The sequence below is a fragment of the Alloalcanivorax sp. genome, assembly GCF_964221125.1.
Lineage (GTDB): Bacteria > Pseudomonadota > Gammaproteobacteria > Pseudomonadales > Alcanivoracaceae > Alloalcanivorax > Alloalcanivorax venustensis.
Genome location: NZ_CAXPXK010000052.1, coordinates 1 through 16022 on the forward strand (window position 1 = coordinate 1; position 16022 = coordinate 16022).

Here is a 16022-nt window from a genome sequence, read left to right on the forward strand (position 1 = left end):
GCGGCGGTGGTGCTGGGCCGCCGTCAGGACTGGCCCGGCCAGGCCATGAAGCCGCACAACATGACCATGACGGTGATGGGCGCCGGCATGCTGTGGGTGGGCTGGTTCGGCTTTAACGGCGGCTCCGCCCTGGCCGCCGACGGCAACGCCTCCATGGCCATGCTGGTGACTCATATTTCCGCCGCCGCCGGCTCCCTGGCCTGGGTGACGCTGGAAGCGGTCAAGTTCGGCAAGCCCTCGGCGCTGGGCATCGCCACCGGCATGGTGGCCGGCCTGGGCACCATCACCCCGGCGTCCGGCTTTGTCGGCCCCGGCGGCGCGCTGCTGATCGGTCTGGCCGCCGGCGTGATCTGTTTCTATATGGTGCTGGTGGTCAAGCAGAAGTGGCGCATCGACGATTCCCTGGACGTGTTCCCGGTGCACGGCATCGGCGGTGTGCTGGGTACGCTGCTGGCCGGCGTGTTCGCCTCCACGGAGCTGGGCGTGTTCTCCGGCTACGGCTTCGCCAAGCCGGAATACGGCATGCTCGAGCAGGTGGGCGTGCAGGCGCTGGGCGTGGTCGCCACCTTCGTGTACACCGGGGTGGTCACCTTCCTGCTGCTCAAGCTGGTGGGCCTGTTCACGCCGCTGCGGGTGACCGCCGAGGAAGAGAGCCAGGGTCTGGATATCGCGCTGCACGAAGAGCGCGGCTACGACATCTAACGCCTTCGGCCGGGGTCCAGTATGCTCGGGGGAACCGTCCCGCGAGGAGCTTCCCTTGGATCTGGACCCCTACGGCTGGCCCCGCGCCGGCGCCCTGGACGTTCGCCAGCTGCCCACCGCGGTGGGGGCCCAGGGCGTGGCGCCCCTGGCGGACAGCCTCGACCGTATTCACGAGTATCAGCGCCGGCTCTATGCCGGCCGGCGCTATGGCGTGCTGCTGGTGGTCCAGGGACTGGACGCCGCCGGCAAGGACAGCCTGATCCGCACCCTGGCCCGGGCTCTGGACCCGGCCGCTTTCCGTGCCCATGCGTTTGCTCGCCCACTCGGCGAGGAAGTCCGCCATGATTTTTTATGGCGGGTTTGGCGGCATCTGCCGGGGCGGGGCGAAGTGGTGGCCTTCAACCGCAGCCACTACGAGGCGGTGCTGGCCGAGCGGCTGTGGCCCACCGGCGACATCGGCGTGGACTGGCGCGGCCGCTACCGGGCGATCAACGAGTTCGAGGGGCATCTGCACCGGGAAGGCACGCGGCTGATCAAGGTGTGGCTGAACACCTCCGAGGACGAACAGCGCCGGCGCCTGCTTAAACGCCTGGATAGGCCGCGCAAGCGCTGGAAGTTCGACCCCTCCGACATGGACAGCTGGCGCGCCCGCGACCGTTACCTGGCGCTGGTCAACGAGACGCTCACCGCCACCCACACCGACCACGCGCCCTGGCATCTGATCCCCAATGACGACAAGCCGTCCGCCCGTGCCCGGGTCGCCGGCCTGCTGGCGGATCTGCTGGAAAGCCTGGCCCCGGAATACCCCCGCGAGGATATCGGCTGCATTGAGCACTATCGGGCGCTGCTGCGCGGCGAGGAGGACTGAGCCTTGGCGCTGACCAACCTGCTGCAGGCGCTGGCCGGGTTGGGCCTGTTCCTGTTCGCCATGTCGCAGCTGGAAAGCGCCGCGCGTGCCCTGCTGGCCGGGCGCGCCGCCGGCTGGCTGCAACAGGCCGCCGGCACCCCGGTGAAGGGCGTGCTGCTGGGGGTGGCGGTGACCGCCCTGATGCAGAGCAGCTCCCTGGTGGGGCTGCTGGTGCTGGCCCTGGTCACGGTGCGGGTGCTGGCCCTGCGCCATGCCCTGGCCATTATGCTGGGCGCCAACCTGGGCACCACCATGACCGGCTGGCTGGTCACCGTGCTCGGCTTCAAGCTGTCCCTGGGGGAAGCCGGCCTGCCGCTGGCCGGCCTGGGCGGGCTGCTCGCCATCGCCCTGCCGGAGGGACAGCGGTCGCTGGGCCGGTTTGTGTTCGCCCTGGGCCTGTTGTTGCTCGGCCTGGATACCATGAAGACCGCGGTCGAGGTGGTCGGCACCCGCTTTGATCTGGCGGTGTTGCAGGGGCTGCCGCCGATCGTCTATCTGCTGGTGGGTGTTGGTCTGACGGCGCTGATTCAGTCTTCTTCGGCGAGCATGCTGATCAGTCTGGCGGCGCTCAACGGCGGCCTGGTGAGCTTGCCGGAGGCGCTGGCATTCATGATCGGCGCGGACCTGGGCACCACCAGTACCTTGTTGTTGGGCTCGGTGAAAGGCGCCGCCGACAAGCGCCAGGTGGCGGCCTTCCATCTGCTGTACAACGTCGCCACGGCTCTGCTGGCGTTTCTTGTGCTTCTGCCGCTCTGGCCCCGCCTGCTGGCGGCCTTGGGCTGGAATGATCCGCTGCTGGGGCTGGTCGCGTTCCACAGCACCTTCAATCTGCTCGGTGTGTTTCTGTTCCTGCCCTGGTTGGCGCCTCTGGAGCGCGGGCTGGTGCGATGGGTGGGGCGCCGTGCGCGGGATCCGGATCCGTTCGAGGACGTGGACCCCAAGGCGGTGGAGCCGGCGCTGCTGGTGGTGGAGCACAGTGTCGCCCGGCTCGGCGAGACCATCCGGCGGCGTTGTCTGGATTGGCCGGACCGGGGCGCGCTGCCGGCTTTCTATCGGGACTACGAAGCGATCACCGACCGCGAGATGCGTATCACGGCCTACCTGAACCGCGTCGGGCAGCAACCGCTGGACGCCGGCCAGACCGCGCGCTTGCAGAGGGTACGCCAGCGCTTGAGCGAGTGGGTGTACGCCTGCAAGGCGATCAAGGACGTGGTCGACGACCTGGCGCCGCTGCATGACAGCCGGGCGCCGGCTCTGGTGGCGCTGGACGCGGCCCTGCACCGGGGGCTGGCGGCGGCGTTGGCGGACGGCGCCGCTCTGGACGAGACCGCCCACGGCCGCGCCATGGCCCAACTTACCCGGCAGGCCTACCAGGCGGTGGAAGCGGCCCGCGCGGAGGGCATCAGCGTGCTCAATCTGGTGCGCGAAATCGATGCCTGCGGCCGGCACTGGATTCGCGGCGCGCGGGCCGGGTCGTCGATATGACTTTTTGGCTCATTCCGAGTGCCAGGAAGACATTGTCAGCCCCGGGGCCTTTCTATAAGGTACAGGAAAGTTTCGAACGCTCGTTTGAATATCGCTCAGGCGAATCGAGCGGCCCATCGACCCGGGCGTCGAGACCATCGCAACCAAGGAGATAACAATGAGCCTGGAATTTTTGTCCGACGAGTGGTTTGCAAAGGTTAAGGAAATCCGTGATTCCGCCGGTGACGTGGAAGCGCCCGCGGCGCTCGCGGACCTGGTGATCAACATCACCGTGAAAACCGATGACGGCGAGAAGCACATGGCGATGGCCGGTGGCATGATCGAGGAAGGTCACCACGACGACGCGCCCACCACGCTGATCCTGCCCGCCGATCTGGCCAAGCGCATCTTCATCGAAGGCGACCAGTCCGCCGGCATGCAGGGCTTCATGAGCGGCCAGATCAAGATCGAAGGCGACATGAGCAAGCTGATGGCGCTGCAGTCCGCCCAGCCCACCGACGAGCAGAAGCAGCTGATGAAGCAAATCCAGGACATTACCGCCTGAACCTGCTTTCTTCATCTCTCTCGGTGAATGACAATGCCCGCCTCGTGCGGGCATTGTCGTTTTTGCGCCGCGCGGTTGGGCGCGGGCCGGGTTATCCGCTATCCTCTCAGCCCCGAAAGCGGGTGTTTCCCCGCATGGCGAGACCCGAGAGACAGTGAGTGAACAGCGTCGGTGAATTCCAGAGTGCCCGCGATTACCTGAACGACAGCGCCCGCTTCGGCGGTTTGCTGGAGGGTTATCGTCCCCGCGAGGCGCAGCTGCGCATGGCGGACGCGGTGGCCGAGGCCATCGAGGCCCGCGGCACCCTGCTGGTGGAAGCGGAAACCGGCACCGGCAAGACGCTCGCCTATCTGCTGCCGGCGTTGTTGTCCGACGGCCCGACGCTGGTGTCCACCGGCACCAAAAGCCTGCAGGACCAGCTGTTCTTCAAGGACCTGCCCATGGTCCTCAAGGTGCTGGGCATGGCCCGCAAGGCGGCCCTGCTGAAAGGCCGCGCCAACTACCTGTGCCCCTACCGCCTGGAGCTGCACCAGGAAGAAGCCCGTTTTCTCACCCGGGAAACCGCCGAGCAGATGCAGGTGGTGGCCCACTGGGCCGGGCGCACCCGCACCGGTGATATCGCCGAGCTGAAGCAGTTGCCCGAGGACGCGCCGGTGTGGCCCTGGGTGACCAGCACCGCGGACAACTGCCTGGGCACCGAATGCCCGAAATACAGCGAATGCCCGTTGATGAACGCACGCAAGGAAGCCCAGGAGGCGGACCTGGTGGTGGTCAATCACCATCTGTTCTTCGCCGACGCGGCGCTGCGCGGCGAGGGCGTTTCCGAGCTGCTGCCCAGCGCCAATACCGTGATCTTCGACGAGGCCCACCAGTTGCCGGAAATCGCCGCCAACTTTTTCGGCGACTCCCTGAGCACGCGCCAGGTGCAGGAGCTGGGCCGCGACGCGCTGTCCGAGGCGGCCCATTCGGCGCTGGATCTGGCCGCCTTGAACCAGACCGTGGCGGCGGTGGACAAGGCCTGCCAGGATCTGCGTCTGAGCCTGGGTGAAGCGGAACGGCGCGCGCCCTGGTCCGAGGTGCAGGACACGCCGGCGGTGGTGGAAGCCGGCTCAGCACTGCTGGATGCGCTGGTGGACCTGGAGGCGTCCCTGGCGCCGCAGGCGAAAACCAGCCGCGGGCTGGACGCCTGCGCCCGGCGCGCCGCCGAGCAAGTGATCACCCTGAAGACCATTCTCGACGGCTCGGCGCCCAACCGGGTGTACTGGTTCGAGACCTTCAAGCGCACCCTGGTGCTGCACAGCACGCCGCTGTCGGTGGCGGCGCAGCTGCGCGCCCAGCGCGAGAAGCACCCCTGCACCTGGATTCTCACCTCCGCCACCTTGTCGGTGGCCGGCCGCTTCGAGCATTTGCAGAAGCGGCTGGGCCTGGAGGAGGCGGACACCCTGCGCCTGGAAAGCCCGTTCGATTTCAAACGCCAGGCGGTGTTCTATGTGCCCGAGGGCATGCCCGCGCCGTCCTCGCCGGACTACACCGCCACCCTCACCAAGGCGATGATTCCGGTGATCCGCGCCGCCGGCGGCCGTACCTTCTTTCTGTTCACCAGCCACCGGGCCCTGCGCGAGGCCGCCGGCCTGCTGCGCCAGGCGCAGCTCGAGTACCCGCTGCTGGTGCAGGGCGAGGCCGGCCGCCGCGAGCTGCTGGACAACTTCCGCAGCCTCGGCAACGCGGTGCTGCTGGGCACCAGCAGTTTCTGGGAAGGCATCGACGTGCGCGGCGAAACCCTCAGTTGTGTGATAATCGATAAGTTACCGTTCGGCTCCCCGGGGGACCCGGTGGCGGCGGCGCGCATCGAGCACATCAACAGCAGCGGCGGTAACGCCTTCCGCGATTACCAGCTGCCCCAGGCGGTGCTGGCGTTGCGCCAGGGCGCCGGCCGGTTGATCCGCGACCCCAGCGACACCGGGCTGCTGGTGGTGGGCGATCCGCGTCTGATCACCAAAGGCTACGGGCGCCTGTTTCTGGACAGCCTGCCGGGCATGACCCGCACCCGTAAGGCCGAGGTCGTGCAACGGTTTTTCACCTACATTGCCAATCGCGAGCACCTTCAATGACCTGCATTCTGGCCCTTGAAACCGCCACCGACGCCTGCTCCGTGGCGCTCTACCGTAACGGCGACATCCAGGAGCGTTTCGAACCCGGCGCGCGGCGCCAGACCGAGCGCATTCTGCCGCTGGTGGACGAGCTGCTGGCGGAAGCCGGGGTGACGCTGGCGGCGGTGGACGCGCTGGCGTTCGGCCACGGGCCGGGCGCCTTCACCGGGGTACGGGTGGCCACCTCGGTGGTGCAGGGCCTGGCCTTCGCCCGCGACCTGCCGGTGGCCGGGGTGTCCACCCTGGCGGCCTGCGCGCTGGCGGCGTTCGACCGCTACCCGCACCGCTCCCGCGTGCTGGCCGCGTTCGACGCGCGCATGGGCGAGCTCTATCTGGGTGCGTATCAATGCGGCCCGGGCGGCGTGGTGCCGCTGCTCGCCGACGGCCTGTTCGACCCGGACGCGGTGCCGGAACTGGACGGTGACGACTGGCTGCTGGCCGGCTCCGGCGCCGTCTATCGCGAACAGATCGCGGCCCGCGTGCGGCTGGCGGAGGTGGACGCCGAGGTGGCGCCGCGCGCCGGCGCCGTGGCCCGTCTGGCACTGCCGATGGTGGCGCAGGGCCGCACCGTGCCGGCGGAACAGGCGCAACCGGTTTATCTGCGCGACCGTGTCGTGAATTAAGCCGCCGGAGCGCGGCACAAAAAAGGGAGAGTAATCGCGATGATCCATTGGGACCTGCCGGACGTGCACCAGATCGAAGTGGTGGTGGCGCCGGAATCCATCGACGTGCTCGGCCACGTCAACAACACCGAATACCTGCGTTACATGGAAAAGATCGCCTGGCAGCACACCCAGGTGCTGGGCCTGGGCTGGGACGAGTACCAGCGGCTCAACCGCTGCATGGTGGCGCGGCGCACCGAGGTGGACTATCTGGCGCCGGCGTTCGAAGGCGAAAAACTGCTGATCGGCACCTGGATCGTCGACAACGACCAGCGCATCAGTATCACCCGCCGCTACCAGATCGTGCGCGAAAGCGACGGCGTAACCCTGCTGCGCGGTCGCACCAAGTGGGTGTGCGTGGCGCTGGACTCGGGCAAACCCCGGCGCATGCCCCCGGAATTTCTGACCGGCTACCGGCCCACGGCGCAGGAATCCGTTTGAATGGATAATGTCCAGGCGTTGATTCTGGCCCTGGTTCAGGGCCTCACCGAGTTCCTGCCGATCTCCAGCTCGGCGCATTTGATCCTGCCCGCGCAGATGTTCGGCTGGCCGGATCAGGGCCTGGCGTTCGACGTGGCGGTGCACCTGGGCACGCTGCTGGCGGTGGTGGCCTACTACCGCCGGGATCTCTGGGCGATGACCCGGGGCGCCGGCGACGGCGTCATGCAGCGGCGCATGAACCCGGATCTGCGTCTCGGCCTGCTGGTGGTGCTGGCCACGGTGCCGGCGGTGGCGGCGGGATTTCTCGCCAAGGACCTGATCGAAAACGAACTGCGCTCGGCGGCGGTGATCGCCGTCACCACGGTGGTGTTCGGCGTGCTGCTGTGGCTGGCCGACGTCTACGGCGCCCGCAAGCGGGCGGTGGCCGAGCTGGGCGTGGGCAGCGCACTGCTGATCGGCGTGGCCCAGGCGGTGGCGTTGATTCCCGGCACCTCGCGCAGCGGCATCACCATCACCGCCGCGCTGGCGCTGGGCTTTCGCCGCGAGGACGCGGCGCGCTTTTCCTTCCTGTTGTCGATTCCCGTGATCCTCGGCGCCGGCCTGCTTAAAACCAAGGACCTGCTGGAAAGCACGGTGCCGGTGGATTGGGGGCACATGGCCCTGGGCGTGGTGGTGAGCGCGGTCACCGCCTACCTGACCATCATGCTGTTCCTGCGGCTGCTGGACCGGGTCGGCATGCTGCCTTTCATGGTCTACCGCCTGTTGCTGGGGGCGGTGCTGTTTGTGTGGTTCGTGTGAGTGTTGTCGGTGGTCTGCCCGGCGCCCCCACCGTGGCCGGCACCGTGCCGGTGGCGTCAGCGCAGGCCGCCCGCGACGGTGGCCTGGCGTTGGTGCTGGGCCCCGCCGGTGACGGCGGCGCCCTGTCGCTGTGGGACCCGGCGGACCGCGCCACGCCGCTGAGCGTGGATTTCCTCGCCGGCCGGCAGGGCTACCGGCTGGCCGCCGACCGGGCCCGCCACGAGCGGCTGGTGAAGGCGCTGGGGCGCTGCCGGGACGGCGTCCAGGGGGTGCTGGACCTGACCGCCGGCCTGGCGCGGGACGCGGCGCTGATGGCCGCCGCCGGCTATCCGGTCAGTATGGTGGAGCGCCAGCCGGTGTTGCACGCGCTCATCGCCGATGCGCTGGCGCGCGCCCAGGGGCAGGGCGCCGCCGCCTTACTGACGCTGCTGGACAACGGCGACGCCGCCACGCTGACGCTGCCCGCCGGCCCCTGGCACGCGGTCTACCTGGACCCGATGTTTCCGGCCCGCGGCAAAAGCGCGGCGGTGAAGCAGGATCTTCAGTGGCTGCAGCAGCTTTGCCCCTATCCCGACGACGACGAAGAGCGCCGCCTGCTGGACGTGGCGCTGGCGGTGCCGGCCCGCAAAGTCGTCATCAAACGCCCCCGCCGCGCGCCGCCCCTGGCCGGCCGCGCCCCGCACCACGTCCTGGAAGGCAAGACCGTCCGCTTCGACGTCCACAACGGCATGGCAGTTAACAGTTAACAGTTAACAGTTAATAGTTAATAGTTAATAGCTAACGTCAAAAAACCGTTGCAAAAACGCATGACAAACACTGCTATCGCGCAAACGCTGGTCGGTGCGCGCTGTTTTCGCTGTTAACTGTTCACTATTAACTGTCAACTGATTCATTTGTCCGCTTCGGTGCCTTTGGCGGTGTTGCCGTCGTCCTGGGCGTCGTGCTCGGCGGTTTCCGCCAGCGCCCGTTCCAGCTCGGGCACGCGGGTGACGCGCTGGATCGCCTGGCTGATGTCCGGGCTGAGGATGCGACGGGCTTCGTCGTCCAGGGCGCGCAGGTTGTCGCCGAAGCACAGCGCCTTGTCGTCGTCCTGCCAGACCAGGTCGGTATCGCGCAGCTGATTGATGAAGTTGCGCAGCACCACCTTGTCGAAGAATTCCGGGGAATTGAATTCGTAAAGCAGCGACAGCCGCTGGGCGGTGTGGTGGGCGAGATCGCTGAGGGCGTCGGCGTCCAGCCTGCCGCTGCCGTACTGCACCAGCAGCCGGATGGTCAGGTAGAAGCGCTCCAGGGACGGCATCACCGTCTGCCCCAGGTGCGCCAGCATGTCCGACGCATAGGTGTGGATGGCGGCGCCGTGCAGGCAGTCGTCCTCGCGGCTCACCAGGCCGTGCTCTTCCAGCACTGAGGCGATGCGCTCCACCGCCGCCGGCAGTTCGCCGTCCTCGCGCCAGTGCAGCAGGTATTCGTTGCGGAAGAACGGATAGAGCAGGGCGATCATGCTTTGCAGCATGTCCATGCGGATGCTGCGGGCGTTCAGGAACAGCGAGCAGATCAGCCCCGGCAGGACGAACAGGTGCAGGCTGTTGTTGCGCACATAGGCCATCTGCAGCGCGGTTTTCGGGTCGGTGGTGACCACGTCGCCGAGCGGGTGGGCGACGCGGATCAGGAATTCGTGCTCCAGCCCGTACTCGATGATCACGTCCGGATCGTTCTCCGCCAGCCGGGCGGTGTCGCTGTAGGGCGCCTGATCGAGCAGGTTGATGTAGAGCTGCAGCTGCTGGCGCAGTTGCTGCAGGTCCATGGTGTGCTTGGGCGTGGCCAGCAGCGCCAGGCTGATCAGGTTGACCGGGTTGGCGACGGCGGCGGCGTTGATGCCGGTGACCACGTCGCGGCCCAGGTTGTTGATGGTGGTTTTGAACCAGTCCGGGGTTTCGTGCACAGACAGCTCTTCGTTGCGCCAGCCTTCCCGGTGGCTGTCCAGGTAGTCCACCAGCTTGATCGGCTCACCGAAGTTCACGTGCACCTGGCCGAAATGGCTGCGCAGCACCTTGAGCGATTTCATCAGGCCGCCCACGGATTCTTTTTTCTTTTTGCCGCCGTGCAGTTCGCCGATGTAGGAGCCGCCTTCGATCACTTTTTCGTAGCCGATATAGACCGGCACGAAGGCGATCGGCTTGCGCGCGTCGCGCAGGAAGCTGCGCACCGTCATCGCCAGCATGCCGGTACGCGGTTGCAGCATGCGGCCGCTGCGGCTGCGGCCGCCTTCCACGAAATACTCAATGGAGAAGCCCTGGGTGGTGATGCTGTGCAGGTATTCGTAGAACACCGCCGCGTACAGCGGGTTGTCGCGGAAGCTGCGGCGCATGAAGAAAGCGCCGCCCCGGCGCAGGATGGTGCCCACCACCGGCAGGTTCAGGTTGATGCCGGCGGCGATGTGCGGCGGCACCAGGCCATTGCGGTAGACCACGAACGACAGCAGCAGATAGTCGATGTGGCTGCGGTGGCAGGGCACGTAAATGATTTCGTGGTCGCGGGCCACCTGGGTGAGGTTGTCCAGGTTGTATAGCCGGATGCCGTCGTAGAGGCGGTTCCACAACCAGTTGAGGAACAGCTCCAGCGCGCGGATGGTGGTGTGCGAATAGTCCGCCGCGATCTCCATCGCGTAGCCGCGCGCCCGCGCCAGGGTTTTGTCCTCGCTTTCCTTGTTCTCTTCGGCGGTGTGCTGGATCGCCTCGCGCACCGAGGCGGCTTCCATGATCGAGTTGGTGAGCGTCCGCCGGTGGGACAGGTCGGGGCCGATGGCGGCTTCCTGCTGGCGGCGGAAGTGCACGCGCAGAATCCGCGACGTCTTGCGCACCACCTGGTCGTCGGAGCGGCACTGGTCGACCAGCTGGCGCAGCGACATGGGCGAGCTGAACTGCACGTAAAGGTCGCGACCCTGGGTCAGCACGATGAAGAATTTCTTGATGAAGCCCGGCGGCGACCAGTTATCGGAGAAGATAATCCGCCACAGGGAATTCTCTTTTTCCGGCTGGCGGCCCCAGAACACCGACACCGGCACCAGCTGCACATCCAGTTCCGGGTTGTGCTTGAGGCCGGATACCAGCCGCTGCAGTCGCGCCGGGGTGATCGCCCGGCGCTGACGGCTGATGGTGGTTTCCCGCTTGTAGAGGTGGAAGTAGCTGCGCGACAGATGCTGCTTGCCCAGGGTCAGCGACGCCTTGGGGGCGCGCAGTCCGAGCCGGCGAGCCGCCTGGTCGGCCACCGCCGCGTCCGCCAGGGAGCGGTCGCGCAGCACATACACCACCGGTATGTCGGGGTTCAGCTGCAGTTCGGCGGGGTCGCCGGGCAGCGCGCGGATACGCGTGCACAGACGCATAAAAGCGCGAATCAGCAGGAAAAAGAGTCGATCAAGTCCTAACCAGGGCGTCATAAGGGCCGAAACTGTGGGAAAAGGTTTGTGAATTCTACCTAAAGGGCGGGCCCCCGGACATAACCGGATATTGCAAGATGTTACCGTCCGTCGAACGCCTGAGCAGTGCTGGTGTGGCCCCTGTCCGGGGCCCGGGATGTTGCTACAATCACGGTCTTTCCATTGCTTGCAGAGGAAGTCCAACGTGTCCGAGCATCAGGCCGGTATTTTCGACCGCAGTTTCACCGAGCATTTGTTCCTGGAATTCGCCCTGGGGGGCGGCCATTCGGTTGAAGCGGTGCGCGCCGCCCTGCGCGAGGCGCTGGCGGTGGCCGGGGAGCGCACCCCGGTGCTGATGGCGTTCGGCCCGGGGTTGTGGGACCGGCTCGGCGAGGGCTTCGACTTTCCGCCGTTCTCCCTGGAGGGCATGGTGCCCGCCACCCAGGGCGACCTTCTGATCTGGATTCAGGCGGACAACCGCAGCGCGCTGTTCGATGCCGGCCTGCGGGTGCACCGGCTGTTGGCGCGGGAGCTGGATCTGCAACTGGAAGTGCAGGCGTTCGTCTACCACGACCTGCGTGACCTGTCCGGCTTCGTCGACGGCATCGGCAACCCGGAGGGCGAGCGCGCCAAGGAGGCGGCCATCATCCCCCAGCCGCACCCGGCGGCCGGCGGCAGCTGGGTGCTGACCCAGAAATGGGTGCATACCGGTCTCGAGGACTTCCATAAATTGCCGGAAGCGGAGCAGGAGAACGTGTTCGGCCGCACCAAGGCGGACGCGGTGGAATTCGACGACGAGCGCATGCCCGTCAACGCCCATGTGGGGCGCACCGACGTGGACTACCACGGCGTGCCGCAAAAAATCTGGCGGCGCTCGGTGCCCTACGGCAACACCACCGAATACGGGCTCTATTTTATTGCGTTCAGTTGCGAGCTGGACCGCTTCGACTATCTGCTGCGCCGCATGTACGGACTGACCGACGATGGCGTCCGCGACCGCCTGCTGGACTTCACCCAGCCGGTGACCGGTGCCTGGTGGTACGCGCCCACGCGGGAGTGGCTGGCGGCCCTGTGAGCACCGACAGCAGCCAGCCGGCCGCCGGCCGTCCGTTACTGGGCGTGGCTCTGATGGCGCTGGGCGTGGGGATTCTGCCGGTGATGGACGGGCTCGCCAAGCACCTGAGCGCCGAGTACCACGTGGTGCAGGTTACCTGGGCCCGCTATCTGTTCCATTTCGCGCTGCTGGCCGCGCTGTTGCTGTGGCGGCTGCCGCTGCGCGAGTTGCTTCCCCGCCGCCTCGGTCTGCAGATCGTGCGCAGTGCCTTTTTGCTGTCCACCACGCTCTGCTATTTCGGCGCCATCGCCTTCCTGCCCCTGGCCAACGCCCTGGCGCTGGCGTTCATCGGCCCGCTGGTGAGCACCGCGCTGGCCCCCTGGCTGCTCGGCGAGCACGCCGGGGCGCGCCGCTGGCTGGCGGTGGTGGTGGGCTTCAGCGGCACCCTGGTGGTGATCCGGCCCGGCTGGGCGGCGTTCGAATGGGCGTCGCTGCTGGGCGTGGCCGCCGGTGTGTCCTACGGGCTCTATCAGCTCACCACCCGCCGTCTGTCCGGCAGCGGCCGCGCCTCGGTGACGCTGTTCTATACCTCGGTGTTCGGCTTCGCCGTGCTCAGCCTGGTGGTGGCGCCGTTCTGGACCACCCCGGACCTGGGCGGCTGGGGCCTGATGCTGATCATGGGCAGCGTCGGCGCGCTGGCGCACTTTCTGATTATCAGCGCCTTCGAATACGCCCCGGCGCCGGCGCTCGCGCCGGTCAGCTATATGGAGATGGTGTCCGCGGTGACGGTGGGCTGGCTGGTGTTCGGCGATTTCCCGGACGCCTTCACCTGGACCGGGATCGCCCTGATTGTAATAAGCGGCCTCCTGGTGGTCACCGGAGGCCGCCTGCCCAAAACCTAGTCCGCCTTCCAGCCGGTGAACATCTTGCGGATCAGGAAGGGGGTGAGCTTGAGGCTGGCGCCCAGCCACTGGCCGACGCCGGTGGGGAAGGCGAAGCGCAGGGCGTTAAGCAGGCCCTTGTAGGTGGCCTGGTCGAACGGGTACCACCAGAGGTTGCGCTTGGCTGGCAGCAGGTCCCAGTTGATCACCTTGGCGTTGGTCATTTCCAGCAGGCCTTCGGGGCCGTGGGTGCGGCCGATGCCGGATTCCTTCCAGCCGCCCCAGGGCGCTTCCGACAGGCCGTGGGTGTAGAGGTGGTCGTTGATGGTGGTGACGCCGCTTTCCAGGCGCGCCGCCAGTTCCCGGCCGCGCTTGTTGTCGCCGGTCCAGATTGACGAGGTGAGCGCCAGGTTGGAGCGGTTGGCTTTCTCCAGCGCCTGTTCCGCGTTGGCGACTTTTTCCACCGCCAGGATCGGGCCGAAGGTTTCCTCGCACACGGTGAGCATGTCGTCGGACAGTTCCGTGAGCAGGGTGGCGGGGAAGAAGAAGCCGTTGTCCACGTTGCCCACCGGTTGTGACTGCGCCTGGATGCGCGCGCCCTTGGCGAGGGCGTCTTCCAGGTGCTGCTGGACGGTGCGCAGCTGGCCCTCGGTGGTCAGGCTGCCGATGTCGGCGGTGACTTCCTTGTCGTGGCCGGGGCCGTGGCGCAGGGCGCGGGTTTTCTTCGCCAGCCGTTCCACGAAGTCGTCGTAGACGGCGGCTTCCACGTAGATGCGTTCCACGCCGCCGCAGCTCTGGCCGGCGTTCTGGTAGCCGGCCCAGGCGGCGCCGTTGGTGGCGCGCTCCAGGTCGGCGTCGGCGAGCACGATCATGGCGTCGTTGCCGCCCAGTTCCAGGGACACCGGCGTCAGCGTCTGCGCCGCCTGAGCCATCAGGGTCTTGCCGGCGGGCACGCTGCCGGTGAAGAACAGTTTGTCGATGCCGTTTTCGAAGAAGGCGGTGGCCACCTTGGAGCCGGAGCCGACGATGTGCTGGAACAGCCCCTCCGGCAGTTCGCCGGCGTCCAGGATGCGTTCGATGGCGCGGCCCACCGCCGGGGTGGCGGCGGCCACTTTGAGCAGCACCGCGTTGCCGGCCATCAGCGCCATGACGATTTCACCGAACGGGATCGACAGCGGGTAGTTCCAGGGGCTGATGATGCCCACCACGCCCAGCGGCAGGTGGCTCACTTCGGTGCGCTTGTTGGCGAACAGCAGGTGGCCGGCGGCGCGTTTTTGCGGGCCGAGCACCTTGCCGGCGTTTTTGGCGTACCAATTGCACGCCAGGGCACAGGGCAGCACTTCCGTGGCCAGGGCGTCGATGCGGGTCTTGCCGTTGCTGTCACTGACGGTGGCGGCCAGGTCCTCGGCGCGGTCAACGATATAGCGGCGCATCAGCTCGATATGGCGGGCCCGTTCCTTGAACGACTTGGCCGCCCACTGGCGCTGGGCGGCGCGGGCCCGTTGCATGCGCTCGGGCATGCCGGCGAGATCGGTTTCATTGAGCTCGGCCACGGCGGCGCCGGTGGCGGGGTTGATATCGGTGACGGTCATCTCGTGGCTCCGGCCATGGACGATAAAACGGGTCGGTGACAAACGATAATGGAAGCATACGCCCCCGGCCCGGGGAATGGCGATGCCGCCGCTGCAGGCGGCGCGGCTGTCAAACTTTGCTATGCTGACCGACGGATAAAAAAGGAGAAACGATGATCGAGGATTTCAACGCATGGCTGCCGTTCTACGGCGCCTGGGTGGTGGTGTGCACGCTGCTGAGTTTGATGATCGCGCGCAACAAAGGCATGAAACCGCTGCTGCCCGCCGCGGCCGGTTTCGTGGCCGCGTTCATTCCGATCGTGGGGTTGATCTATCTGGTGGTGCTGGGCACGCGGCCCGCGAAATAGCGGGCGTTAACCGGCGAGCAGGTTTTTCAGGATGCTTTGGTAGATGCCGGTGAGCGTGTCCAGCTCGGAGATGGAGGTGTGCTCGTCCACCTTGTGGATGGTGGCGTTGACCGGACCCAGCTCGACGACCTGAGCGCCGGTGGGGGCGATAAAGCGGCCGTCACTGGTGCCGCCGGCGGTGGACAGATGCGTGTCGGCGCCGGTGCGTTCCTTGATCGCCGCCACGGTGGCGTCCACCAGGGCGCCGCGGTCGGTGAGGAACGGCTGGCCGGACAGCTTCCACTCGATCTCGTAATCCAGGCCGTGGCTTTGCAGAATGGTTTCGGTGCGCTGGCGCAGTTCGAAATCGGTGACTTCGGTGGAAAAGCGGAAATTGAACAGCACCTGGCAATCACCGGGAATCACATTGGTGGCGCCGGTGCCGGCGTTGATGTTGGAGATCTGAAAGCTGGTGGCGGGGAAGAAATCATTGCCCCGGTCCCATTCCGCCGCCGCCAGCTCCGCCAGGGCCGGTACCACTTCATGCACCGGATTGCGGGCCAGATGCGGGTAGGCCACGTGCCCTTGCACGCCTCTCACGGTGAGCAGGCCCCCCAGGGATCCGCGCCGGCCGTTCTTGATCACGTCACCGACGGTGTCCGTGGAGGAGGGCTCGCCGACCAGACAGTAGTCGATGTGCTCCTCGCGGGCCTGCAGGGTTTCCACCACCTTGACGGTGCCGTTCACCGACGGGCCTTCCTCGTCGGCGGTGATCAGAAAGCCGAGGCTGCCCCGGTGGTCCGGGTGGGCGGCGATAAAGTCTTCCACCGCCACCAGCATGGCGGCGATGGAGCCTTTCATGTCCGCCGCGCCGCGGCCGTAGAGCAGGTCGCCGTCCTCGGTGGGCGCGAACGGGTCGAAGCGCCATTTGCCGGCGTCGCCGGTGGGCACCACGTCGGTGTGCCCGGCGAACACCAGCAGCGGGCCGTCGCTGCCGCGCCGCGCCCAGAGGTTGCGCACTTCCTCGAACCACAGCGTCTCGCACTGGAAGCCCAGGGCCTCCAG

The 16022-nt window shown here is 67.1% G+C and carries 14 protein-coding genes and 1 pseudogene; 12 read left to right on the forward strand and 3 right to left on the reverse strand.

Going from position 1 to position 16022, the window contains the following annotated elements; genetic code table 11:
• The 9 genes and pseudogenes from ACEQZD_RS06420 to ACEQZD_RS06460 form a co-directional block, all read left to right on the forward strand.
• Positions 1–702, forward strand: a pseudogene (locus tag ACEQZD_RS06420) (ammonium transporter); the annotation flags it as partial.
• Between the two features lie 55 nt (positions 703–757).
• Positions 758–1570: a PPK2 family polyphosphate kinase gene (locus ACEQZD_RS06425; protein WP_370184648.1), complete on the forward strand. Its 813-nt coding sequence runs from the start codon at positions 758–760 to the stop codon at positions 1568–1570.
• 3 nt (positions 1571–1573) lie between these two features.
• Positions 1574–3094 (forward strand): Na/Pi symporter, encoded by a 1521-nt coding sequence (locus ACEQZD_RS06430; protein WP_370184649.1) that lies wholly within the window; start codon positions 1574–1576, stop codon positions 3092–3094.
• A gap of 157 nt (positions 3095–3251) precedes the next feature.
• Positions 3252–3638 carry an SCP2 sterol-binding domain-containing protein gene (locus ACEQZD_RS06435; RefSeq protein ID WP_142949968.1) on the forward strand — a complete coding sequence of 129 codons (387 nt, stop codon included), beginning with the start codon at positions 3252–3254 and terminating at the stop codon, positions 3636–3638.
• Between the two features lie 158 nt (positions 3639–3796).
• Positions 3797–5749, forward strand: coding sequence for an ATP-dependent DNA helicase (locus tag ACEQZD_RS06440; protein WP_335628497.1), 1953 nt, complete (start codon positions 3797–3799; stop codon positions 5747–5749).
• Positions 5746–6411, forward strand: coding sequence for a tRNA (adenosine(37)-N6)-threonylcarbamoyltransferase complex dimerization subunit type 1 TsaB (tsaB, locus tag ACEQZD_RS06445; protein ID WP_370184652.1), 666 nt, complete (start codon positions 5746–5748; stop codon positions 6409–6411). The genes ACEQZD_RS06440 and tsaB overlap by 4 nt, the downstream gene beginning before the upstream one ends.
• 39 nt (positions 6412–6450) lie before the next feature.
• Positions 6451–6891: a thioesterase family protein gene (locus ACEQZD_RS06450; RefSeq protein WP_142949965.1), complete on the forward strand. Its 441-nt coding sequence runs from the start codon at positions 6451–6453 to the stop codon at positions 6889–6891.
• Complete coding sequence (locus ACEQZD_RS06455; protein WP_194856468.1) at positions 6892–7689, forward strand: undecaprenyl-diphosphate phosphatase; 798 nt, start codon at positions 6892–6894, stop codon at positions 7687–7689.
• The gene (locus tag ACEQZD_RS06460; protein ID WP_370233140.1) at positions 7677–8435 is read left to right on the forward strand and encodes a class I SAM-dependent methyltransferase; all 759 of its coding nucleotides are present in this window, start codon (positions 7677–7679) and stop codon (positions 8433–8435) included. The genes ACEQZD_RS06455 and ACEQZD_RS06460 overlap by 13 nt, the downstream gene beginning before the upstream one ends.
• A gap of 143 nt (positions 8436–8578) precedes the next feature.
• Here the strand turns inward: ACEQZD_RS06460 and plsB are convergent, their stop codons facing one another.
• The gene (gene plsB / locus ACEQZD_RS06465; RefSeq protein ID WP_142949963.1) at positions 8579–11125 is read right to left on the reverse strand and encodes a glycerol-3-phosphate 1-O-acyltransferase PlsB; all 2547 of its coding nucleotides are present in this window, start codon (positions 11123–11125) and stop codon (positions 8579–8581) included.
• Between the two features lie 184 nt (positions 11126–11309).
• Between plsB and ACEQZD_RS06470 the strand changes: the two genes are divergently transcribed.
• Both ACEQZD_RS06470 and ACEQZD_RS06475 read left to right on the forward strand, forming a co-directional pair.
• Positions 11310–12179 carry a Dyp-type peroxidase gene (locus ACEQZD_RS06470; protein ID WP_370184655.1) on the forward strand — a complete coding sequence of 290 codons (870 nt, stop codon included), beginning with the start codon at positions 11310–11312 and terminating at the stop codon, positions 12177–12179.
• Positions 12176–13060: a DMT family transporter gene (locus ACEQZD_RS06475; protein WP_370184657.1), complete on the forward strand. Its 885-nt coding sequence runs from the start codon at positions 12176–12178 to the stop codon at positions 13058–13060. Before ACEQZD_RS06470 ends, ACEQZD_RS06475 begins: the two co-directional genes overlap by 4 nt.
• Here the strand turns inward: ACEQZD_RS06475 and ACEQZD_RS06480 are convergent.
• Positions 13057–14631 carry an aldehyde dehydrogenase family protein gene (locus tag ACEQZD_RS06480; protein WP_370184658.1) on the reverse strand — a complete coding sequence of 525 codons (1575 nt, stop codon included), beginning with the start codon at positions 14629–14631 and terminating at the stop codon, positions 13057–13059. The two genes, ACEQZD_RS06475 and ACEQZD_RS06480, sit on opposite strands and share 4 nt — an antisense overlap.
• A 152-nt stretch (positions 14632–14783) precedes the next feature.
• Here ACEQZD_RS06480 and ACEQZD_RS06485 point away from each other — a divergent pair, with 152 nt between their 5' ends.
• Positions 14784–14978: a hypothetical protein gene (locus ACEQZD_RS06485; RefSeq protein ID WP_142949959.1), complete on the forward strand. Its 195-nt coding sequence runs from the start codon at positions 14784–14786 to the stop codon at positions 14976–14978.
• A 6-nt stretch (positions 14979–14984) separates the two neighbouring features.
• On the opposite strand, the gene dapE is transcribed toward ACEQZD_RS06485, so the two are convergent.
• The coding region (gene dapE / locus ACEQZD_RS06490) for a succinyl-diaminopimelate desuccinylase (RefSeq protein ID WP_370184660.1) at positions 14985–16022 on the reverse strand (1038 nt) is incomplete at its 5' end.

Coding starts and splice junctions, on each gene's coding strand:
- ACEQZD_RS06435 (WP_142949968.1), top strand. CDS start 3,252: ATGAGCCTGGAATTTTTGTCCGACGAGTGGTTTGCAAAGGTTAAGGAA.
- tsaB (WP_370184652.1), top strand. CDS start 5,746: ATGACCTGCATTCTGGCCCTTGAAACCGCCACCGACGCCTGCTCCGTG.
- ACEQZD_RS06450 (WP_142949965.1), top strand. CDS start 6,451: ATGATCCATTGGGACCTGCCGGACGTGCACCAGATCGAAGTGGTGGTG.
- ACEQZD_RS06455 (WP_194856468.1), top strand. CDS start 6,892: ATGGATAATGTCCAGGCGTTGATTCTGGCCCTGGTTCAGGGCCTCACC.
- plsB (WP_142949963.1), bottom strand. CDS start 11,125: ATGACGCCCTGGTTAGGACTTGATCGACTCTTTTTCCTGCTGATTCGC.
- ACEQZD_RS06480 (WP_370184658.1), bottom strand. CDS start 14,631: ATGACCGTCACCGATATCAACCCCGCCACCGGCGCCGCCGTGGCCGAG.
- ACEQZD_RS06485 (WP_142949959.1), top strand. CDS start 14,784: ATGATCGAGGATTTCAACGCATGGCTGCCGTTCTACGGCGCCTGGGTG.